23 protein-coding genes are annotated in these 20,603 nt (G+C 67.9%); 10 read left to right on the plus strand and 13 right to left on the minus strand.

Translation table 11 applies throughout. The features are described 5' to 3' along the window. Positions 1–15: 15 nt before the first annotated feature. Entirely contained in the window at positions 16–1,188 is a 1,173-nt protein-coding gene (locus tag ACFTSF_RS40340) for an ABC transporter permease (RefSeq protein ID WP_380160746.1), read from the minus strand. Further along, positions 1,185–2,066, minus strand: coding sequence for an ABC transporter ATP-binding protein (locus ACFTSF_RS40345; protein WP_380160748.1), 882 nt, complete (start codon positions 2,064–2,066; stop codon positions 1,185–1,187). Before ACFTSF_RS40345 ends, ACFTSF_RS40340 begins: the two co-directional genes overlap by 4 nt. A 222-nt stretch (positions 2,067–2,288) precedes the next feature. Between ACFTSF_RS40345 and ACFTSF_RS40350 the strand changes: the two genes are divergently transcribed. Beyond that, positions 2,289–3,167: an RNA polymerase sigma-70 factor gene (locus tag ACFTSF_RS40350; RefSeq protein WP_380160749.1), complete on the plus strand. Its 879-nt coding sequence runs from the start codon at positions 2,289–2,291 to the stop codon at positions 3,165–3,167. 43 nt (positions 3,168–3,210) lie between these two features. Here the strand turns inward: ACFTSF_RS40350 and ACFTSF_RS40355 are convergent, their stop codons facing one another. Both ACFTSF_RS40355 and ACFTSF_RS40360 read right to left on the minus strand, forming a co-directional pair. After that, positions 3,211–3,396 (minus strand): hypothetical protein, encoded by a 186-nt coding sequence (locus tag ACFTSF_RS40355; protein ID WP_380160751.1) that lies wholly within the window; start codon positions 3,394–3,396, stop codon positions 3,211–3,213. Then, positions 3,393–4,133: an SDR family oxidoreductase gene (locus ACFTSF_RS40360; protein ID WP_380160753.1), complete on the minus strand. Its 741-nt coding sequence runs from the start codon at positions 4,131–4,133 to the stop codon at positions 3,393–3,395. The genes ACFTSF_RS40355 and ACFTSF_RS40360 overlap by 4 nt, the downstream gene beginning before the upstream one ends. Before the next feature lie 117 nt (positions 4,134–4,250). Here ACFTSF_RS40360 and ACFTSF_RS40365 point away from each other — a divergent pair, with 117 nt between their 5' ends. Next, positions 4,251–5,390: a low temperature requirement protein A gene (locus ACFTSF_RS40365; RefSeq protein ID WP_380160755.1), complete on the plus strand. Its 1,140-nt coding sequence runs from the start codon at positions 4,251–4,253 to the stop codon at positions 5,388–5,390. Here ACFTSF_RS40365 and ACFTSF_RS40370 read toward each other — a convergent pair. Then, positions 5,362–6,024, minus strand: coding sequence for a response regulator transcription factor (locus ACFTSF_RS40370; RefSeq protein ID WP_344150191.1), 663 nt, complete (start codon positions 6,022–6,024; stop codon positions 5,362–5,364). The genes ACFTSF_RS40365 and ACFTSF_RS40370 overlap by 29 nt on opposite strands. Next, on the minus strand, positions 6,021–7,367 hold the full coding sequence (locus ACFTSF_RS40375; RefSeq protein ID WP_380160757.1) for a sensor histidine kinase: 1,347 nt from the start codon (positions 7,365–7,367) through the stop codon (positions 6,021–6,023). Before ACFTSF_RS40375 ends, ACFTSF_RS40370 begins: the two co-directional genes overlap by 4 nt. A gap of 56 nt (positions 7,368–7,423) precedes the next feature. On the opposite strand from ACFTSF_RS40375, the gene lipA reads away from it, so the two are divergent. From lipA to ACFTSF_RS40390, 3 genes are all read left to right on the plus strand, one after another. Beyond that, on the plus strand, positions 7,424–8,362 hold the full coding sequence (lipA, locus tag ACFTSF_RS40380) for a lipoyl synthase (protein WP_344150185.1): 939 nt from the start codon (positions 7,424–7,426) through the stop codon (positions 8,360–8,362). 17 nt (positions 8,363–8,379) lie between these two features. Further along, complete coding sequence (locus ACFTSF_RS40385) at positions 8,380–9,075, plus strand: DUF4191 domain-containing protein (protein WP_344150182.1); 696 nt, start codon at positions 8,380–8,382, stop codon at positions 9,073–9,075. A gap of 244 nt (positions 9,076–9,319) precedes the next feature. Further along, a complete protein-coding gene (locus ACFTSF_RS40390) occupies positions 9,320–10,600 on the plus strand; it encodes a class I SAM-dependent methyltransferase (RefSeq protein WP_380160760.1) in 1,281 nt (426 codons plus the stop codon). On the opposite strand, the gene ACFTSF_RS40395 is transcribed toward ACFTSF_RS40390, so the two are convergent. Beyond that, complete coding sequence (locus tag ACFTSF_RS40395; protein WP_380160762.1) at positions 10,597–11,127, minus strand: hypothetical protein; 531 nt, start codon at positions 11,125–11,127, stop codon at positions 10,597–10,599. The genes ACFTSF_RS40390 and ACFTSF_RS40395 overlap by 4 nt on opposite strands. Positions 11,128–11,186: 59 nt before the next feature. After that, positions 11,187–11,645 (minus strand): RDD family protein, encoded by a 459-nt coding sequence (locus ACFTSF_RS40400; protein WP_380160763.1) that lies wholly within the window; start codon positions 11,643–11,645, stop codon positions 11,187–11,189. Between the two features lie 192 nt (positions 11,646–11,837). Here ACFTSF_RS40400 and glnA point away from each other — a divergent pair, with 192 nt between their 5' ends. The 4 genes from glnA (at position 11,838) to ACFTSF_RS40420 (ending at position 15,761) form a co-directional block, all read left to right on the plus strand. Next, entirely contained in the window at positions 11,838–13,262 is a 1,425-nt protein-coding gene (gene glnA, locus ACFTSF_RS40405) for a type I glutamate--ammonia ligase (protein WP_344150174.1), read from the plus strand. 250 nt (positions 13,263–13,512) lie between these two features. Next, positions 13,513–13,953: an NUDIX domain-containing protein gene (locus ACFTSF_RS40410; protein WP_380160765.1), complete on the plus strand. Its 441-nt coding sequence runs from the start codon at positions 13,513–13,515 to the stop codon at positions 13,951–13,953. A gap of 349 nt (positions 13,954–14,302) precedes the next feature. Next, the gene (locus ACFTSF_RS40415) at positions 14,303–14,440 is read left to right on the plus strand and encodes a hypothetical protein (protein ID WP_380160767.1); all 138 of its coding nucleotides are present in this window, start codon (positions 14,303–14,305) and stop codon (positions 14,438–14,440) included. A gap of 280 nt (positions 14,441–14,720) precedes the next feature. After that, positions 14,721–15,761, plus strand: a complete 1,041-nt coding sequence (locus ACFTSF_RS40420; RefSeq protein WP_380160769.1) for an LLM class flavin-dependent oxidoreductase — start codon at positions 14,721–14,723, stop codon at positions 15,759–15,761. Here the strand turns inward: ACFTSF_RS40420 and ACFTSF_RS40425 are convergent. From ACFTSF_RS40425 to ACFTSF_RS40445, 5 genes are read right to left on the minus strand one after another with little or no spacing between them, the layout of a single operon-like run. Next, positions 15,750–16,304: an HAAS signaling domain-containing protein gene (locus tag ACFTSF_RS40425; RefSeq protein ID WP_380160771.1), complete on the minus strand. Its 555-nt coding sequence runs from the start codon at positions 16,302–16,304 to the stop codon at positions 15,750–15,752. The genes ACFTSF_RS40420 and ACFTSF_RS40425 overlap by 12 nt on opposite strands. Then, entirely contained in the window at positions 16,301–16,651 is a 351-nt protein-coding gene (locus tag ACFTSF_RS40430; protein WP_344150166.1) for a PadR family transcriptional regulator, read from the minus strand. Before ACFTSF_RS40430 ends, ACFTSF_RS40425 begins: the two co-directional genes overlap by 4 nt. 52 nt (positions 16,652–16,703) lie before the next feature. Next, entirely contained in the window at positions 16,704–18,254 is a 1,551-nt protein-coding gene (locus tag ACFTSF_RS40435; RefSeq protein WP_380160773.1) for a DUF6297 family protein, read from the minus strand. Then, on the minus strand, positions 18,251–18,892 hold the full coding sequence (gene ccmA / locus ACFTSF_RS40440; RefSeq protein WP_380160775.1) for a heme ABC exporter ATP-binding protein CcmA: 642 nt from the start codon (positions 18,890–18,892) through the stop codon (positions 18,251–18,253). The genes ACFTSF_RS40435 and ccmA overlap by 4 nt, the downstream gene beginning before the upstream one ends. Continuing rightward, on the minus strand, positions 18,889–19,524 hold the full coding sequence (locus tag ACFTSF_RS40445) for an O-methyltransferase (protein ID WP_380160777.1): 636 nt from the start codon (positions 19,522–19,524) through the stop codon (positions 18,889–18,891). Before ACFTSF_RS40445 ends, ccmA begins: the two co-directional genes overlap by 4 nt. Before the next feature lie 90 nt (positions 19,525–19,614). Between ACFTSF_RS40445 and ACFTSF_RS40450 the strand changes: the two genes are divergently transcribed. Further along, positions 19,615–20,595: a carbohydrate kinase family protein gene (locus ACFTSF_RS40450; protein ID WP_344150158.1), complete on the plus strand. Its 981-nt coding sequence runs from the start codon at positions 19,615–19,617 to the stop codon at positions 20,593–20,595. Positions 20,596–20,603 lie beyond the last annotated feature (8 nt).

The raw sequence follows: 20,603 nt of genomic DNA on the forward strand, positions 1-20,603 counted from the left end.
GGGCTGTAACGATAGTCACCCAGCTTCGAGCGCCAGGGCCTCGCGATAACCGAGCCGGCGGCCGGTCTTGAGCAGCGTGCGCTCGTACAGCCGGGCTCCGAGCCGGATGATCAGCACGGTGGCCACGAGCAGGATGCCGATCGCCGCCAGCGGCTGCCAGAGCGGTACGTCCTCGGTCAGCATCCGGCCGGGCATCGACATCGAGGACGCGATCGGGATGAACGAGGCGATCTCTCGGGCCTCCGATCCGGCGAAGACCGCGAAGAAGAACGGGATCATCAGGATCATCTGCCCAGGCAGCGTCGTGGACCCGAGGTCCTCCTGCCGGGTCGCCAGCGAACCGGCCACTGCCCACAGCCCGGCCAACGCGACGAACCCGAGCACGAAGAAGACCACGAACCACCCGGCCACCGGCGCCACGACCGACAGGATGTCGAGCTGGTCCGTCGCCGTCAGCCCGATCACCGAGGCGATCGCGATCACCAGGATCTGACTGAGCGCGAGCACCGTGTTGCCGAGCACCTTGCCCCACAGCAGCGACCGGATCGGCACCGAAGCCGCGAGGATCTCGACGACCCGGCTCTCCTTCTCCTGTACGACGCTCTGCGCGATCATCATGCCGAATCCGAGCGCGGTCATGTAGAAGACCAGCGCCAGCCCGATGTTCACGAAGTCGGACACGTACCCCGGCAGCGGACCCGGCTCGAGGATCTTCTCCGTCACCTGCGTACCCGCCCGCAGTTGCTCAGGCGTCAGCTTCACCGCGCCCGCGTTCTTCTCCATCCCGACCTCGGCCACGGCCGCGCGCAAGGCGACCCCGGTCTCCGAGCCCACCTTGTCCTTGCCGACCAAGACGTAGCCGTCAGGTCCTGGCAGCAACGCGACGCTGGCATCGGTGTCCGTCACCGCCTGCTCCGCGGCGGCCTGATCCGCGACCCGCAAGGCCTCGTAGCCATCGCCGCCCTGCGTCTTCGAGGCTCGCTGTACGACGGCCGCTCCCCCGTCGTCGATCACGGCGATCTTGTCCGGGCCGCTGCCACCGGCCAGCAGTGCCGGCAGGATCACCGCGGCCAGGACGACGACCAGCATCACCAGCGTCGAGCCGATGAAGGTCTTGTCGCGCAGCTTGGTAGTGATCTCGCGCTCGGCGATCAGCACCCAGGGCCGATCCAGTGTCCGGTCGTTCATCGGGTCGCCTCCCGGAAGACGTCGCTCAGTGCCACCCGCTCCGGCCCGAACTCCAGGACCGGTCCACGGCTCATCGCCTGCTGAAGAATCTGTTGTGCGACACCCGTGTCCTCGGCGTCGAAGAGCGCCGTACCGCCGGCCACGTCGCGGACGTGCAGACCGGGCAGGTCACGCAGCCAGCCGGCGTCGCCGTCGACCACCAGCCGGTACGTCGGGGTCTGGCTCGCGGCGAGTTCCGCAACGGGGCCCGCGGCAACGACCTTGCCACGGGACAGCACCACGAGGTCGTCGCAGAGCCGCTCGACCAGGTCGAGCTGGTGGCTGGAGAACAGCACCGGAACCTCCGGAGTGACCTCCTCGCGCAGCAGATCCACCATGGCGTCGACGGCCAGCGGGTCGAGGCCGCTGAACGGCTCGTCCAGTACCAGCGCGATCGGCTCGTGGATCAGTGCCACCGCGATCTGCACCCGCTGCTGGTTACCCAGTGAGAGCGTCTCCAGTACGTCGGTCGCCCGCTCGGCCAGTCCTAGCCGGGTCAGCAGCTTGTCGGTCCGCTCGGTGGCCTTGTCCACCGACAGACCGTGCAGCCGGCCGAAGAAGACCAGCTGGTCGCGGATCTTCATCTTCGGGTACAGCCCGCGCTCCTCCGGCATGTAGCCGAAGTCCCGCCGTACCTTCTGTGTCAGCAGTTCGCCGTGCCAGCGCACCTCGCCGGCGTTCGCGGCCAGGACGCCGAGGATGATCCGCATCGTCGTCGTCTTCCCGGCCCCGTTGGCCCCGACGAACCCGGTCATCCGCCCTGGTACGACGTCGAACGTCACGTCGTCCAGCGCCAGCTGTTCACCGAACCGCCGAGTGAGTCCAGCCACCCTCAGCATCCGTCACCTGTCCCTTGTGTCACACCGCCTCCTTCTGGAGGTGACTCAAAGTTAGCCACTCCGGACCCCGCCGATCGTCGGCCGCCAGGGTGATCACCGGTGTCATCCGCACGGTGGAGAGCCGAGTGGAGACCGGGGACGTGGGCTACGCCACGGTGCCCCGATGTCACATCTGGCGTGTCCGGACGGTCGGGACTGGTGACAGCGCGACGAGGGAGGATGATGACGACTGTGAGCGACGACCTCGAACAAGCGGCCGCGATCTTCAACGAGGTGCGACCGAGGCTTTTCGGCATCGCCTACCGGATGCTCGGCAGCGCGAGTGAGGCCGAGGACATCGTGCAGGACGTGTGGCTGCGCTGGCAGCTGGCGGACCGCACTGTCGTGCTCAACCCGGCGGCCTATCTGGCCACTGCGACCACCCGGCTCGCGATCAACGCGACCCAGTCGGCTCGGGTACGGCGGGAGTCCTACATCGGACCGTGGTTGCCGGAGCCGGTCGACACGAGCGCGGACCCGTACCTCGGTGCGGAACGCGGTGAGGCGCTGGCGTTCGCCGTACTGCTGCTGATGGAGCGCCTGTCCCCCAATGAGCGGGCGGCGTACGTGCTGCGGGAGGCGTTCGACTACCCGTACAGCCAGATCGCCGACATCCTGCAGCTGAATGAGCCTGCGGTGCGGCAGCTGGTCAGCCGGGCCCGCAAGCATGTGGACGGCGAGCGGCGCGTCGAGGTGGATGCGGCCGAGCAGCAGCGGCTGCTGACCGCGTTCGTGCATGCTGCCAAGTCAGGGGACCTGGTGGAGCTCGAGGGGCTGTTCGCGGCCGATGTGACGAGTGTGTCCGACGGCAACGGCAAGGCGCGCGCATCGAAGTTCCCGGTGGTCGGGTCGGAGCGGGTGGCGAAGTTCTTCCGTTCCTTCCACACCCGGTTCTGGGTCGGTGTGGAGGTCGTCTGGACGCAGCTGAACGGCGGTCCGGCGGCGCTGGTGACCGTGGACGGTCAGGTCCGCACCATCATCACGGTCAGTGCGTCCACCGACGGCATCTACCAGATCAACGTCCAGATGAACCCGGACAAGCTGGAACGCGTCAAGGCGTGAGGAGACCCTGGGGGTGTGCGGCCACACACCCCCAGGGCCGGTCTCATTCCTCCAGAGCCCTCTCTGCGGCTAGCAAGCTGCGGAGGCTCGCTCGCTCCATCGCCTCCTCAGCTGGGTCTACCGTCCACTGCTCCACCGGCAGCTCGACATCCGGTACGGCGGACTCCAGCGCACCGAGCTCCGCCTTCGTCTCTGCCTCCAGCTCGTGCAGGAAGTCGTCGCTGGTCATTTCTTCTCCCAATCGCCGTAGTGGATCCGGCCGAGCACTGCCTCGCCGACCGGTACCAGTGCGTCCTCGCTGACGACAGCGCCGTAGTACTGGGCCTCTGGGTCGGTCACGACCTCACGGGGGTCGTTCAGCTCGGCCAGTGCCTTGCGGAAGAACTCGTCCATCCGGCTCAGCTCCGGTCCGGCGATCTCGACCCGTGCGTTCAGCGGCTCGCCCACGGCGACCTTGGCGACCTCGTCGGCGACATCGTCACCGGCGATCGGCTGGAAGTTCACCGGCTGGATCCGGACCTTGCCGTCGACCTCGGCGCTGTCGGCGATCGGCTTCACGAACTCGAAGAACTGGGTCGCGTGCACCAGCGAGAACGGGATGCCGGAAGCCTCGATCAGCTCCTCCTGGGCGATCTTGGCGCGGAAGTAGCCGATCTGCGGCGAGCGCTCGGTGCCGACGACCGACAGTGCGACGTGGTGGCCGACGCCGGCCCGCTTCTCCGCGGCCAGCACGTTGGTGGTGGCCGTGCGGAAGAAGTCCAGCACCGCCTGGTCCTCGAACGACGGGGAGTTGGACAGGTCGATGACCACGGACGCACCGGTCATCACCTCGTCCAGGCCCTCGCCGGTGAGCGAGTTCACGCCCGAGTTGGGCGACGCCGCGACCGCTTTGTGCCCGTGTGCCTCCAGCCGCCGCACGACCTTCGATCCGATCAGCCCGGTGCCGCCAATCACGACGATCTTCACAACCCGCTCCTGCCTGCCAGGCGCCCGACTGGCGCCACTCACAAGTCAAGACAGGGCACCCCACCCAGTTGTGACATCGGCTGTCACAGCGGCGCCGGCTCGGCTGTCTACACGGGTATGGCGACCACCCGTATCCGGACCCGGATGACCGCGCGGCCGATCGACGAGGCGCACCGGACCTCCAGCCCGCTCGAGCTGCTGTTCGACCTCACCTTCGTGGTGGCGGTCGCCGCAGTGACCGCGGAGTTCGCGCACAGCATCGCCGACGGCCACGTCGAGGTGCTCAGCTTCCTGCAGGTGTTCTTCTCGATCTGGTGGGCCTGGATGAACTTCACCTGGTTCGCCTCGTCGTACGACACCGACGATCTGCCGTACCGGCTGCTCACCATGGTGCAGATGGCCGGAGTGCTCGTGCTGGCGGCCGGCGTACCGTCCGCAGCTGCCTCTGGCGACTACCGCACCGTGCTGATCGGGTACCTGATCATGCGAGCCGGACTGGTCCTTCAGTGGCTGCGCGCGGCGTACGAGAACCCGGCAGGGCGCAGTACGGCGCTCAAGTACGCCGCGGGGATCACAGCGGCTCAAATCGGCTGGCTACTCGCATTGACCTTCGCGGATCTCGCACTCCCCTGGTTCGTACTGCTGGTCGTCGTTGAACTCTCGGTACCGCGGTGGGCCGAGCGCGGACCGCAGACCACCTGGCACCCGCACCACATCGCCGAGCGGTACGGACTGTTCGTGATCATCCTGCTCGGCGAGAGCGTGCTCGCGGCCAGCCGCGGTGTCGAAGCCGCTGCGGACCACCTCAGCGCGTCCTTCCTGCTGGTCGCCGGAGCCGGACTGGTGCTGCTGTTCGCGCTGTGGTGGCTCTACTTCCTGCACCCGTCCGGTGAGGGCCTCAGCGAACGCCGTCAGCACTCCTACCGCTGGGGCTACGGTCACTTCTTCCTGTTCGCCGCACTGGCCGCACTGGGCGGTGGACTGGAGGTAGCGGTCGAGGAGACCACTCACGCACCACAGTCGGTCGGGTACGCCGTTGCTCTGCCAGTGGCTGTGTTTCTGAGCATGCTCTGGCTAGTACACGCGCCGATCGTCAATCCGCCGGTCACACCGCTGATCTTCGTGCTGATCAGCGTGGCCGTCGTACTGGTACTGCCGCTGGTGCTGTCCACGGTCGGCGTGGTCGTCGGGTGCGCGGCAGTCGTCGTACTGCTGGTTGGCGCAGTACTCAGCCGGCCAGATCGTCGCCAGGCGTGACCAGCCCGCACTCGTAGGCGAAGACGACAGCCTGGACGCGGTCCCGCAGCCCGAGCTTGAGCAGCACTCGGGAGACATGCGTCTTGACCGTGGCCTCGCCGACGTACAGCTGGTTGGCGATCTCGGTGTTGGTGAGGCCGCGTGCAATGAGCCCAAGGACCTCACGCTCGCGCTCGGTCAGGTCAGCGATCAGATCCGGGCGATAGACCCGCTCGCCGCCACCGGTGAACCGCTTGATCACCCGACGGGTCACCTCGGGCGCGAGCAGCGCGTGGCCCGAGTGCACGACCTGAATCGCCTCGACCAGGTCCTCCGGTGCGGTGTTCTTCAGCAGGAACCCACTGGCCCCCGCACCGAGCGACTCGAACAGGTAGTCGTCCCGGTCGAAGGTGGTCAGGATGATCACCTTGCCGGCATCCGCTGCGACGATCTTCTGTGTCGCGGTGATGCCGTCCATCCCAGGCATCTGCACATCCATCAGTACGACGTCCGGCCGCAACTGCAGCGCGAGCTCGACCGCCTTCTCGCCGTCGGCCGCCTCACCGACCACCTCGATGTCGGACTCGACCGACAGAATCATCCGGAAGCCGGCCCGGACCAGGTCCTGGTCGTCGACCAGCAGCACGCGCATCATTCACTCACCCCTTGTCGCACCGGAATCCGCACCCGGACCCGGAATCCTCCCACCGGCCGCGGGCCGATCTCGCTCTCACCACCGAGCAGACTGACCCTCTCACGGATGCCGACATGGCCCAGCCGGCTGCCGACGGAGGCATGCTTGGGACGGCCGTCGTCGATCACCTCGAGCTCAACCGCGTCCGCTAGGTACCGCAGGGTGATGTGCGCGCTGCGTGCAGTCGAGTGCTTGCGGACGTTGGTCAGCGCCTCCTGGGCGATCCGATAGACCGAGACCGACACCGTCTTCGGGAGCTCCTGCAGCGAACCGATCTGGTGGAAACCGACCTCCAGCCCCTGACCGTTCACCTCAGCGATCAGAGCCGGCAGCCGGTCCGCACCGGCCTGCGGCGCCTTCTCGTCCGGTGCATCGACATCCAGATCCGGGTCAGCGGCGCGCAGCATGCCGAGCAGCTGGCGCATCTCGTTGACCGCGGTCCGGCTGGACTCCTCGATCACCCCAAGCGCGTTCTTGGCCGCCTCGGGGTCCTTCTCCATCACCCGGCGTGCTCCCCCGGCCTGCACGCCGATGCTGCTGATGTGGTGCGCGACCACGTCGTGCAGCTCACGGGAGATCCGCAGCCGCTCGTCGATCACCGCCCGCCGCGCATTGGCCTGCTGCTGGGCGGCCAGCTCGATGGCCTGCTGCTCCAGCTCGGCCCGCTGCCGCGCCACGCCCCACGCCGTCCGGCCCCAGTGGTAGGCGCCGAAGAAGTACAGGACGTTCAGCGCGACCGCGAGGATCACGGCCGAGACGTACGGCGACGCGATGCCCTTGTTCGGGCCGGTGATCTGGTTCATCTGCAGCGCGTCGAGGAAGTTCTTGGCCAGCCAGCCGAACATCCCGACGAACACCACCGCCGTCGTGGCCTTCAGCAGGCGGCGTTCCCGGGCCCAGGCGACCGCGGCGTAGATCGCCATGAACATGACCACCTGCGTGACGAGGTTGCCGGCGTACGCGAACGGCGCCCGGATGCCGGTCAGCACGAACAGTACGGCGACCAGCAGCATCACGGGGATCGGAGCGACCCGGCGGAAGCACAGCGGCAGCACACCGGCAGCGGCCAGCACGTACGACTCCACGCCACCCAGACCGAGGTCGACCGCCATCGGCGCGGCGGTGCGGGACAGTTCGGTGCCGACGACCGCGAGCGCGGCCATCGCGAGCCCGAGGATGATGTCGTGACGCCGCTCCCGGGCGGTCGGGCGGGGCCGGATCCAGGCCCGCTCGGTGGTCGGCCGCTCCGGCGGCGGACCGGGGTCGGCGGTGGCCGGCGTACTGCCGAGTTCAAGGGTGGCCATAGCTCATCAGCGTACGGGTGATTGGCCCCTGAACAGCGGCGCGTACCCTGGGAGCTGTGACGATCGCCCCTGAAGGACGGAAGCTACTCAGGCTCGAAGTGCGCAACGCGGAGACCCCGATCGAGCGCAAACCCGAGTGGATCAAGACTCGCGCCAAGATGGGCCCGGAGTATCAGGCCCTCTCGAAGCTGGTGAAATCCGAACAGCTGCACACAGTCTGTCAGGAAGCCGGCTGCCCGAACATCTTCGAGTGCTGGGAGGACCGGGAGGCGACGTTCCTCATCGGTGGTGACCAGTGCACGCGGCGCTGCGACTTCTGCCAGATCGACACCGGCAAGCCGGAGGACCTGGACCGCGACGAACCGCGCCGGGTCGCCGAATCGGTCCGGACCATGGGTCTGCGCTACGCGACTGTGACCGGTGTGGCCCGTGACGACCTCGAGGACGGCGGTGCGTGGCTGTACGCCGAGACCATTCGGCAGATCCACGAGCTGAACCCCGGTACCGGGGTCGAGATGCTCGCGCCCGACTTCAACGCCGTACCGGAGCAGTTGGCCGAGGTGTTCTCCTCGCGGCCCGAGGTGTTCGCGCACAACGTCGAGACGGTGCCGCGGATCTTCCGCCGGATCCGGCCCGGCTTCCGCTACGAGCGCTCGCTGGACGTCATCACCCAGGCCCGCGACTACGGCCTGGTGACCAAGTCCAACCTGATCCTCGGGATGGGTGAGACCCGCGACGAGGTCAGCCAGGCGCTCAAGGACCTGCACGCGGCCGGCTGCGAGATCATCACCATCACCCAGTACCTGCGTCCGTCCGTGCGGCACCACCCGGTCGAGCGGTGGGTCCGGCCGGAGGAGTTCGTGGAGATGCAGGCCGAGGCCGAGGAGATCGGTTTCGCCGGTGCACTGTCCGGTCCGCTGGTACGGTCGTCGTACCGCGCCGGACGGCTGTACCGTCAGGCCGTTGAGTCACGTATGAACGCCCCGCAGGCTTAGACCAGGACAAGGTAGAGATGGCCAAGAACGACGCGCCCGCCGAGAAGACCAGCCGGCTCAAGCAGATCCGGTCGGCGTACCAGCTGACCAAGAAGTCCGACCCCAAGGTCGGACTGGTGCTCGCCGGGATCTTCCTCGGCATCGTCGCGGTGTTCGTCGCGGTCGGGTACTTCGTCGGCCCGCTGCTGGTCTGGATCCCGCTCGGTGTCGCGCTCGGCTTCCTGGCCGCCACGATCATCTTCGGCCGCAAGGTCGAGAAGGCGGCGTACAGCCAGATCGAGGGCCAGACCGGCGCGGCCGCCTCCGCCCTGCAGACGCTGCGCCGCGGGTGGAACGTGACGCCTGCGGTCGCGGTCACCAAGAACGCCGACATCGTGCACCGGGTCGTCGGCCGGCCGGGCATCGTCCTGGTCGGCGAGGGTGCACCGAGCCGCGTGAAGAACCTGCTGGCCGCCGAGGGCAAGAAGCACAGCCGGGTCGCCGGCGGCGCGCCGGTGATCCAGCTGATCGCCGGTCAGGGCGACGACGAGATCGACATCCGCAAGCTGACCAAGCACGTGATGAAGCTCCCGGCCGCTCTGCAGCCGTCGGAGATCACCGACCTGCTGCAGCGGCTGAAGGCGCTGGACGCCGTCCGCCCGCAGGTCCCGATGCCCAAGGGCCCGGTGCCGACCAGCATGAAGGGCGCCCGGCAGGCCATGAAGGGCCGCTGAACCTCAGATCGATCGGCCCCCGCCCACCCCAGGTGAGCGGGGGCCGACGTCTGTCCGCCCCGGTACCCAGCGTCACTGGTCTGAACCAGAAAAGCGGGGGTAACCGATGGGCTTCAGGGGCGTTTGACTAGGCGTGGGCCATTTTGTGCCAGTCACAGCAGTCCTGTGCCTTGTGTCGCAGCAGCCGGAGGGCAATCGGCCTTAGAGTGCGGCCAGGACGGTTCAAGGGGTGAGGTAGAAAGTCATGACGGATCTGATGCCGGCGGTGCACCAGCCGGTGGCCGAGACATGGCCCACGCTGGCCAGACCGCGGTCGAACCCGGTCCGCCGGGTCGGCGCGCTGGCCGCGATCCGGATGATCGCCAAGGACCTCCCGGCCACCATCCACCTGGACAACAAGTCGTACGGCGCGGGTGGCCCAGCGATGCGGGTGCACCGCAGCGCGGCGTTCCTGGACCGGCTCGGACAGGACGCCGGCTCCGGATTCGGCGAGGCGTATCTGGCCGGTGACTGGGACCCCGAGCCGGGGACCGATCTGGCCGATCTGCTGGTGCCGTTCGCCGAGCGCTTCAGCAACGAGGAGACCCGGCACCTGCTGCCGAAGTGGGCGCAGTCCCTGCGCTGGCTGGTGACTCGCAGCCAGCCCGGCGAGCAGGAGAACGACCGCGCCGGCGCCCGCGAGAACATCAGCAGGCACTACGACCTGAGCAACGCCATGTTCTCCGAGTTCCTCGATCCGAGCCTCACCTACTCCGCGGCGTACTTCGGCACGCCCGACCCGACGCTCGGGCTCGGCGAGGCGTCGTACGACGAACTGAACCAGGCGCAGCTGAACAAGCTCGACGCGATCCTCGACGCGGCCGGCGTCCAGTCCGGCTCCCGCGTGCTCGACATCGGTTGCGGGTGGGCCAGTCTGGCCATCCGCGCCGCGCAGCGCGGCGCCTGGGTCACCGCGATCACCATCGCTTCCCAGCAGGCGCTGCTGGCCCAGCGCCGGATCGCCGACGCCGGCGTGGGCGACCGCGTGCAGGTCGCACTGCGCGACTACCGCGATCAGATCGGCGAGTTCGACGCCGTACTGAGTGTGGAGATGATCGAGGCGGTCGGCGAGAAGTATTGGCCGGTCTACTTCGACGCGATCGAGCGGCGGCTCGCGCCCGGCGGTGTCGCCGTCGTCCAGGCGATCGTGATGCCGCACGAGCGGATGCTGGCCACCCGCAACACCTTCACCTGGGTGCAGAAGTACATCTTCCCCGGCGGCCTGATCCCCTCGGTCAAGGTGATCGAGGACGTCACGGCTCAGCACACCGGCTTGCAGACCGAGGTCCTGCGCCACCTCGGCGCCGACTACGCCCGGACGCTGCGGATCTGGCGCAACCGCTTCATCGACCAGTGGCCGGCCATCGCCGACCTCGGCTTCGACGACACCTTCCGCCGGATGTGGGAGTTCTACCTCGCTTACTCGGAGGCGGGTTTCCGCACGCATTACCTGGACGACGTCCAGTTGCGGTTCACCCGGCGCTAGACCGCACGGAGGTTCAGGATTGCGCGGCCGCCGCCGATGTACGGGAGGCGGAGGTTCAGTCCGGGCTTGTCCAGGTGATGCGGCAAGGACCCGCTGCCGCAGATGACGCCGGAACCGCCGGGCCGGAAGTTGAGGATGCAGCCGGGGGCCAGTTGGCCGCTGCCCCCGCCGTACCGGCCGGTGATCGTGAAGGGGACGAACTTGCCGATCTTGCCGAACTTCAAGGCGCCGCCGCGGAAGCGGACCGTGGTCGACGGTCGGATCAGGATCTCGCAGTTGCTGTCGCTGCAGGCTGCGTAGTTCGAACCGTCCTTGGCCATTGGGGCGGGCTTGGCGGTCGGCTTCGGCGTTGGGGTGGGCGTGGCTGTTGGGGTGGGCGTCGGCGACGACTTGGGGGGTGGCGTCGCCGACGCCGTCGGAACGCTCGCGCTGGGGGATATCGCGACCCGATCCCCCGATGAGCCGCACGCAGCGAGCATCAACAGAGCTACGGCGAGTACGGCGGTTCGGGTCACGGCGAGGTTCACGCCGCCGATCCTGGTACGGCGGGAACTCGCCGGGACCGCAGTGGCAGGGAACTGCCAGGTCAGCGGCGAACGACGATCGTGTTCGCCGCCCGATCGTGCAGTCCACGGCGATCGCGGTCGTAGACGACCGCGGGTAGGACGAGACACAGCAGTACGGCGCGGATGACACCACCGAGGAGTCCGACCTGAGCGCCGTTCTGACCGGCTTTGACGTTGAGGACGCGGAGTCCGCACACCCGGTGACCGATCGTGCCGCCCGCCAGCCCGGCCAGGATCGCGGTCATCCCGAAGAACGTGACCAGTTGCGCCGTACCGAAGTCGTTGCCACCCGCCCAGATGGGCTTACCGGTGACCGCCGACGCGATCAGGCCCGCGATGAACCAGTCGAGCAGCAGCGCGAGGATGCGGCGGCCCCAGCCGGCGGCCGAGCCCGGACCGTCCGCGGGCAGGCCGAGCCGATTGCCCGGAAATCGAAACTCATCGGAGGGTCCTGTGCCCGGCTGGGCCGATGATGCCATGATGGCTAGCCTACGGAAGCGTCCCGGGACGGCCACATGGTGGTCAGGAAGATCTCAGGGCGTGACCGGCGTACACCAGTGGGTCAGCGCGGACACGCTGGGCGTAACATCCGCGAAACATTGGGGTCACCGCCGAGAAACCGGCAGGCCCTACGTTCAGTTGCAATCTCTGAGCCACCCCGAGGAGTACGTATGTTTTCCAGCGCTGAGGAGCTGCTCGCCTACGTCAAGGACGAGGGCGTCGAGATCGTCGACGTCCGGTTCTGCGACCTGCCGGGCATCATGCAGCACTTCACCGTCCCGGTGTCGTCGTTCGGTCCGGAGGTCTTCGAAGACGGCCTGGCCTTCGACGGTTCGTCGGTCCGCGGTTTCCAGCAGATCCACGAGTCCGACATGAAGCTGCTGCCGGACCCGACCAGCGCCTACGTCGACGAGTTCCGCAGCGCCAAGACGCTGGTGGTCAACTTCTTCGTGCACGACCCGCTGACCGGCGAGGCGTACTCCCGCGACCCGCGCAACATCGCCCGCAAGGCGCAGGAGTACCTGAAGTCGACCGGTATCGCCGACACCGCCTTCTTCGCCCCCGAGGCCGAGTTCTACGTCTTCGACGACGTCCGCTTCGAGACCAAGGCGAACTCCTCGCACTACTCCATCGACTCGGTCGCCGGCGCCTGGAACACGGGCCGCGTCGAGGACGGCGGCAACCGCGGCTACAAGGTCCGCTACAAGGGCGGCTACTTCCCGGTCGCGCCGACCGACCACTTCGGTGAGCTCCGCGACGACATCACGCTGGCCCTGGAGCGGTCCGGCCTGATCGTCGAGCGCGCCCACCACGAGGTCGGCACCGCCGGCCAGGCCGAGATCAACTTCCGCTTCGACGAGCTGCTCAAGGCCGCCGACGACGTGATGAAGTTCAAGTACATCGTCAAGAACACCGCCTGGCAGGCCGGCAAGACCGCGACCTTCATGCCGAAGCCGATCTTCGGCGACAACGGCTCGGGCATGCACTGCCACCAGTCCCTGTGGACCAACGGCCAGCCGCTGTTCTACGACGAGTCCGGGTACGGCGGCCTGTCCGACACCGCCCGCTGGTACATCGGCGGCCTGCTCAAGCACGCCCCGTCGCTGCTCGCCTTCACCAACCCGACGGTGAACTCCTACCACCGCCTGGTCCCCGGCTTCGAGGCCCCGGTCAACCTGGTCTACTCCAGCCGCAACCGCTCGGCCTGCATCCGGATCCCGATCACCGGCTCCAACCCCAAGGCCAAGCGCATCGAGTTCCGCTGCCCCGACCCGTCGGCCAACCCGTACCTGGCCTTCGCCGCCCAGCTCCTGGCCGGCCTCGACGGCATCCGCAACAAGATCGAGCCGGCCGACCCGGTCGACAAGGACCTCTACGAGCTCCCCCCGGAGGAGCACGAGGGCATCGCCCAGGTCCCCACCTCCCTCCCGGCCGTCATCGACGCCCTCGAGGCCGACCACGAGTTCCTCCTCGAAGGCGACGTCTTCACCGCGGACCTCATCGAGACCTGGATCGACCTCAAGCGCACCCAGGAAATCGCCCCCATCCAGCTCCGCCCCCACCCGCACGAGTTCGAGCTGTACTACGACGTCTGAGTTCCAGCCGTCATCCCGAAGCCCACCCGGTGTCCCGCCGGGTGGGCTTCGTCGTTCCGCGGCGGGCGGCTTGTGGTGCTGCGGAAGGGGCGGGGGCGGACCGCCAACACTCACCAACTCTCCGCGGCTCGGCCGGTTCACGCTCAGCGTCTCCCGTTCGGGCGACTCGGGAGAGGTTTGGTGAGTGGCACAGGTCCGCTCCGACTCGACCTCGACAGCTGGAGCTCGGCTCGACGCTGGTTGGAGTGACGTGGAACCTAGCAGACACTTCGGGGCTTATGGGGTGTGGCTGCAGGCGGGGCGACTGGTGCTGGTGCGGAAGGCGCGAGGACCGTACGACGGCCTGCTGGATCTGCCCGGTGGTTCTCCCGAGCCAGGCGAATCCCCGTCAGCCACGCTCCGCCGAGAACTACAGGAGGAATGCGGTGTCGAGCTCACCCGGACCCTCGAGCGCAAACCGTTCAAGTTCCACGTCGAGCGCGATTCCTCCGGCCGTCCCATCGACTTCACCCACACAGGTCTCATCTCGCACGTCGAGGTGAAAGGACCCGTCGTGCAGGACATCGCGGCGGAGGACGTCCGCGGAATCGCGCTCGCCACGACAGCCGACGTACCGAGGTTCTCTCCCCTCGTCCAAGAGGCGCTTCGCCTGTTCCCAGCCCTGGCCCATGACCCGAACGACAGGACGTAGTCGTCTACGTATGCCGTGCCGCACGCCTGGGCCGCGAGCGAATTGCCGCGCCCCGGTGAACACCTCCTGTTCTTGTGCAGCTGCCGCGGCGAATTCCCTTCGCAGCCGAGTGGATGCGGTTGCTAGGTTCCGGGCATGACTGGTGTCGAAGGGCTGATCGAGGACCAGGGGACGGTGTACGTCGGGGTCTGTATCGACACGAGTTGCGGCACGGGGTTATGTCCTGTTGCTGCGCGAACTGCTGCCCGTCTCGGATTGGCCGGTGTGAAGTGCCCTCGGTTGTGTCATCGAGGTGTCATCGACGGTTCCTACGGTGGATATACATCGAACTGAAGGGACTGGGATGAGCATGAAGCGAGTTGCAGCACTGTTCGCCTCGACAGCGTTGATCGTGGCTGGGGCCTACGTCGTCAAGCCGACGACCGCGGAAGACGCGAGCGGCACGTCGGTCAGCCAGGGACACAGCGACGGGTTCGAGTGGAACTAGTCGCCTGAGCCCGCTCCAACAGAATCAGCCTCGGACGGACTAGCGAGCTGAACCTGCTCGGCGGCCGATCAGCCCGGCCAGCCATGCCGGGAGTCGGGCGATCGGTACGTCGTCGTCGATCAGGTACTCCCGGCCCGCACCCGTCTGGTCCGGTCAGTTGCCCGCGGCGGGCCCGCACGGCCAGCCCCACCTGCACCACAAGCGAGCCGCATGGGTGGGTAGACAACCGCACAGTGAGACGACGTAAATGAAGTAAGTCGGTCGACATACTCTCGTACTTATGACCGCCGAATTCTTGTGGTACATCCCTAATCAGGTCGAGCCCGGGCATCGGGGGGACGACGCGACGAGTGGGCATAACAGTCTTGATCGGCTGACTGAGTTGGCGTTGCTGACTGAGCGGCATGGGTGGGGTGGGGCTCTGCTGGGGACTGGGTGGGGGCGGCCGGATACGTTCACGGTGGCGGCGGCGTTGGCGGCTCGTACGACGACCTTCCGGCCGCTGGTGGCGATTCGGCCGGGGTATTGGCGGCCGGCGCATTTTGCTTCGGCGGCGGGGACGTTGGATCAGTTGAGTGGTGGGCGGCTGCTGGTCAACATCGTGTCGGGGCAGGACAACCTCAAGGCGTACGGCGACTCCGAGGGCGACCAGGCGCAGCGATACGCGCGCACAAAGGAGTTCCTCCAGCTCGTGCGCAGGTTGTGGACCGAGGAGAACGTCACCTTCACCGGCGACTACTTCCAGGTGACCGACTCGACGGTCGCCACGCGTCCCGTCGTACCGCCCAAGTTGTACTTCGGTGGGGCGTCGGAGGCGGCTCAGCGAGTCGCGGCGACTGATGCGGACGTGCAGTTGTTCTGGGGCGAGCCGCTGGACGGGATCACCCAACGGATCAGTCGCCTGAGAGAGCTCGAAGACGAGCTTGGTCGGGAGCACAAGCCGCTCGAGTTCGGTCTGCGGATCACCACGCTGGTCCGCGACACCACCGAGGAAGCCTGGGCGGACGCCGAGGCCAAGGTCGCGACGATGGCGGAGAACGCCGGGGACCGCGACCACCGGTGGTTCAAGGCGGTCGGCCAGCAGCGGTTGATCGACCTCGCGGCGCGCGGCGACGTACTCGACGACAACCTCTATACGGCCCCCGGCAAGTACGGCGGTGGCGGCGCCGGTACGACGTGGCTCGTCGGCTCAGCCGAGGATGTCGCGAAATCGCTGAAGAAGTACCAGGACCTCGGCATCACCCACTTCATCCTGTCCGATACGCCGTACCGCGAGGAGACCATCCGCATCGGCGACCAACTCCTGCCGCTACTCCGCTGACCGACCGGGCCGCCCGTTCTTGATCAGCACGATGAAGGTGAACACCGGCGCCAGGAGCAGCAGGATGGCTAGCGGAATACCGACGACCCTCGGCAGCGTGTCGCCGAAGTCGACGGTTGCGAACACCTGAGCCGATGCAAAGCCGAACGGCGTGACCAGCGTTCCCAGGAGTTTCTCGCGGGTCGTCCACCGGTCCGACGTCCAGAGCAGCACGACTCCGGCCACCCAGCCGGCGAGGAAGATGTAGACGCCGACCGGCAGCAGAATGAGCGTGGCGATATCGCGCCCACGCAACCGCGGCTGCGCCGAAGGTCGCTCGACGAGCACCAGGCCATCGGTCGCGGCGGCAACGATGTCGCGCGGATCCCCCAACTGCCTCAGCATCTGCCGGATGTCGTCGTCCGACGTCGCACCCGCGGCCCGCGCCTCGGCGATGTGCGCGGTGACGTCCACGATCAGGTCGGTACGCCGTTCCTCCGGCAGCGGCTCGGCTGCCATCACCAGGTCGCTCAGGTACGCCGCGACCAGTCGGTCCGCACTCATTTTCGTCTCCCCTCGTTGCCGCGCCGCAGGATCGCGTCGACCGACGTCCGAAACCGTTCCCAGTCCGCGGTGAAGTCGGCCAAGGCCTGTCCGCCCTCGGCCGTCGACCGGTAGTACCGCCGCGGCGGTCCCGACTCGGACTCGCGCCAGCTGGTCTCCACGAGCCCCTCCCGCCGCAGGCGCGCCAGCAGCGGGTAGATCGTGCCCTCCGTGGTGACCATCCCGTCGATCTCCCCGAGCTCCTTCACCAGATCGAACCCGTACCGCTCCTCCCCCTGCAACAACGCCAGCACGCAGTACTCCAGCGTCCCGCGTCGCAGCTGGGTGAAGACCTTCTCGGCTACCATGCGATACAAGGTACCTGTCCACACCAAGATAGGCCAGCAGGAGGTCAGCCCGTCAGTCGGTCTTCGGGCGCAGCGAGAACATCACGGCCAGGATGAAGCCGGGGATGACGAGGAGCCACGTCGAGCTGAGGCCGAGCAGGACCGGCGCCAGGCAGATCAGCAGTACGTCGAACCCGCGCATCGGCTGCGAGAACAGCCCCGGCGGGATCGCGCCCATCGGGGAGGCGACCAGCGGTCCGCTGTACGACGGGGGCCGCGCCGACGCCTGTCGCACCGCGCCCGCGATCACGCCCGCGCCGACGGCGAACGTCGCGGCACCGCTACCGAGGATCGGGTACGCCGCCAGTGCCCACACGACCGTGATGAGCCCGGGCGCGATCGCCATCAGCACGCGGAGTTCGCGCAGGTCATAGCCGAGTGCACGCACAAGACCCTTGGACCGGCAGACCGAGCGCAGACCGTCCATCAACGGTCGGATCGCCGCGAACCCGGCGAACCCGGCCGCGATCGGAACCAGCGGATCGAACCCGGCCCCGGCGACCGCATAAGGCACCACGAGCAGCGCGAACGCCATCACCAACCGCCGCGGCCACCGCAGGATCCGCACGAACTCCCGGTGGATGAGCGCCCCGCCCTGGGACCCACGCCCCCGCCGAGTCTTCGCACGCCCCTTCAACCGCCAATGCCGCCCGGCCACCACATCAGCCAACATGCTCGGATCCAGACTGCTAGCCGCACCGGCCAGGCCCGCCAGCAGCTCCCCACCCGCAATCACACTCGTCCGCCCCAGCCGCCCAAGCGTCCGCGCAGTCCACACAACCAGCCCAAGTACGACGACGAGCGCGACGAACCCGATCAGCGGTACCCGGAAGTCCTCCAGGCTCATGGCAGGCACCTCATCTGAGTACGTCGGGCTCAGATAGAGGATGACGTTGGCGAACTGGACTTCATCCGGGTCGGTGAAGCGCTGGACGGCGAGCCACACGGCCGGGATCACCCCGGCCACCAGCAGCAGGTCCGCCACGCGCAGCGTCCACCACGTACGCCGCGCGCTCTGCTGCGCCCACACCGTCGCGCACGCGGCACACAGCATCAGCGCCGTCGTCACGATCGACGCCTCGACCAACGACGTGTACGGCGACCCGAGCACCGCCCACGCGACCGTCGACAGCACCGCACCGAGCACCGCCGTACCGGCAATCGCCTTCCAGTACGTCGGTCTCAGCAGCGCGCTGCGGTTGATCGGCGTACCGAGTAGCCAGAAGCCGGTTGCCTGGGAACCCGATACCGGGCCGATGCTCACGAGCACCCGCAAGGTGGTTGCCACCAGCAACGGGATGAGGATGTACGGGATCACGTCCCACAACCGCAGGCAGTGCAGGGAGTCGCAGGTTGTCATGTCGGCGTTCAGGTGTTTGACGACGTTGCCGCCGGTTGCGCCGAGCATGGCTAGCGTGAAGATGACCAGGTAGACGTCTTCGAACAGCTGGCCGAACGAGCGGTCGGCGTGCTTCCGCCGGGTCTCGCGCATCCACTTGCGGAGGGCGCGAGGACTGGGGATCGCGCCGAAGTCCGCGGGGTCGTACACGACTGGTTCACTCATGGCAGGGGCGTCAACGTGACGACGGAGTCGGCCACCGCCTCGACCAGCGATGGTTCGTGGCTGGCGAAGAGGATCGACGTACCGGACTTCTTCTCCTCGATCAGGCGCTCCGACAACCAACGCACGCCGTCGACATCCAGGCGGGCCTCGGGCTCGTCCAGGACCATCAGCTTCCGTGGGCGCACCAGCGCAGTGGCTAGTGCGAGCCGACGGCGTTGGCCGGATGACAGCGACCCCGGCAGCTGATCAGCGGCCGGCAACAGACCGATGTCGTCCAGCAGTGTGTCGACGAGGTCCTCGGGGGTTGCGTTGCCGTGGGCTCGGGCCAAGAGATCCAGGTGCTCGGCCGCGGTCAGGTCGGGGAAGAAGTCGAGGTCGTCCAGCAGGGTGGCGACGTCGCGGCGGACGGTTTCGGACCGTTCGTCGATGGGCTGGCCGTCGAGCAGGATGGTGCCTGCTGCCGGGTCGGCCGCGCCGACGATGCATTTGAGCACGGTGGTCTTGCCCGCGCCGTTCGGCCCGACGAGGGCGATTGCCTGGCCGGCGTTCAGGGTGAAGGTGAGGCCCTCGATCACCGGCCGGTCGCCGTACTTGTGCTGCAGGTCGGTGATCGCCAGCCGCGGCGTCGCCTTGCTCACTTCTTGCGGACCAGGGTCAGTCCGTCGCCGATCCCGAGGATCGTCACGTCGACGCGCTTGTCCGCCGCGATGTGGGCGTTGAACTCCTTGCGGTCGGCGGGGCCGTCCGCGTTCACGACGCGGCCGCCGGCCAGCGTGTTGTCGAACAGCAGGATGCCGTTCGGGCGGATCAGCGGGACCAGCTTCTCGAAGTAGTCGACGTATCCGGGCTTGTCGGCGTCCACGAAAGCCAGGTCGAACACCCCGTCCAGCGAAGCGGCGAGCGCGTGCCCGTCACCGATCCGGAGCTCGACCTTGTCGCTCACCCCGGCCCGCTCCCAGTACTTCCGGCCGATCGCGGTCCATTCCTCGCTGGCGTCCAGGCAGATCAGCTGCCCGTCGTCGGCCAGGCCGCGCGCGATCGCGAGCGCGGAGAACCCGGTGAAGGTCCCGATCTCGACCGCCCGCCGGGCCGAGACCAACCGGGTGAGCGTGGTCAGCAGCCCCGCCTGGTCGGCCGTCGTCAGCATCTCGGAGACGTCGCCGAGCGCCTGGGTCTCGGCGACCAGCTCGGACGCGATGTCGTCCAGCGGTGTGCCGTGCGCCACCATGTAGTCGTGCAGCTCGTCGGTTACCTGAACTTGTGAGCCCATAAGTACCCCTCCATGTATTAAGACGGTCGCCTGTAGTCTCTATGGGTTGTCCAAAGGCCGCACAAGCACCCCACCCGAGGAGCACCCCGCATGCAGATCGCCGTCGCCGGATCGATCGCGACCGACATCCTGATGACGTTCCCGGGCCGGTTCAAGGACCAGTTCCTCGAGGAGCAGATGCACAAGGTCTCCTTGTCGTTCCTGGTCGACGAGCTGGTCGTGCACCGCGGCGGCGTCGCGGCGAACATCTGTTACGGGATGGCCCAGCTCGGCCGCCCGTCGCTGCTCCTCGGCTCGGTCGGTGCGGACTTCGCCGAGTACGGCGCCGCGCTCACCGAGGCCGGTGTCGACGTGTCGCACGTGCGTGTCTGCGAGAACGTACACACCGCCCGGTTCACCTGTACGACGGACCTGGACGCGAACCAGATCGCCTCGTTCTACACCGGCGCGATGGCCGAGTCCCGCGAGCTCGACCTGGGCGCGATCCACGCGGCCGCGGGCGGGATCGACCTGGTCCTGGTCGGCGCCGACGACCCCGAGGGCATGCTGAAGCACACCGAGCTGGCCCGCCAGCACGGGATCGCGATCGCCGCGGACCCGTCGCAGCAGCTGGCCCGGATGGACGGCACCGACATCCAGCGCCTGATCGACGGGGCGACGTACCTGTTCAGCAACGAGTACGAAGCCGGCCTGATGGTGCAGAAGACCGGCTGGAGCCACGACGAGATCCTGAGCAAGGTAGGAGTCCGCGTCACCACGCACGGTGGCGACGGTGTCGTGATCGAGAACGCCGACGGCATCATCACCAAGGTCCCCGCGGTCCCGGCACCGGCGCTGGTCGACCCGACCGGTGGCGGCGACGCCTTCCGCGCCGGCTACCTGACCGGCCGCGCGGCCGGCCTCGAGCACGAGGTCTCTGCCCAGGTCGGCTGCACCCTGGCGACGACCGTCCTGGAGAAGGTCGGCACCCAGGAGTACACCCTGGATCGCGCCCAGTTCCTCGAGCGCATGTCGAGCGCGTACGGCGCCGACGCGGCCGACACCGCGCAGCAGGCGCTCAAGCTCTCCTGAACAAGACG

The organism is Kribbella sp. NPDC056951 (assembly GCF_042674205.1).
GTDB lineage: Bacteria > Actinomycetota > Actinomycetes > Propionibacteriales > Kribbellaceae > Kribbella > Kribbella yunnanensis.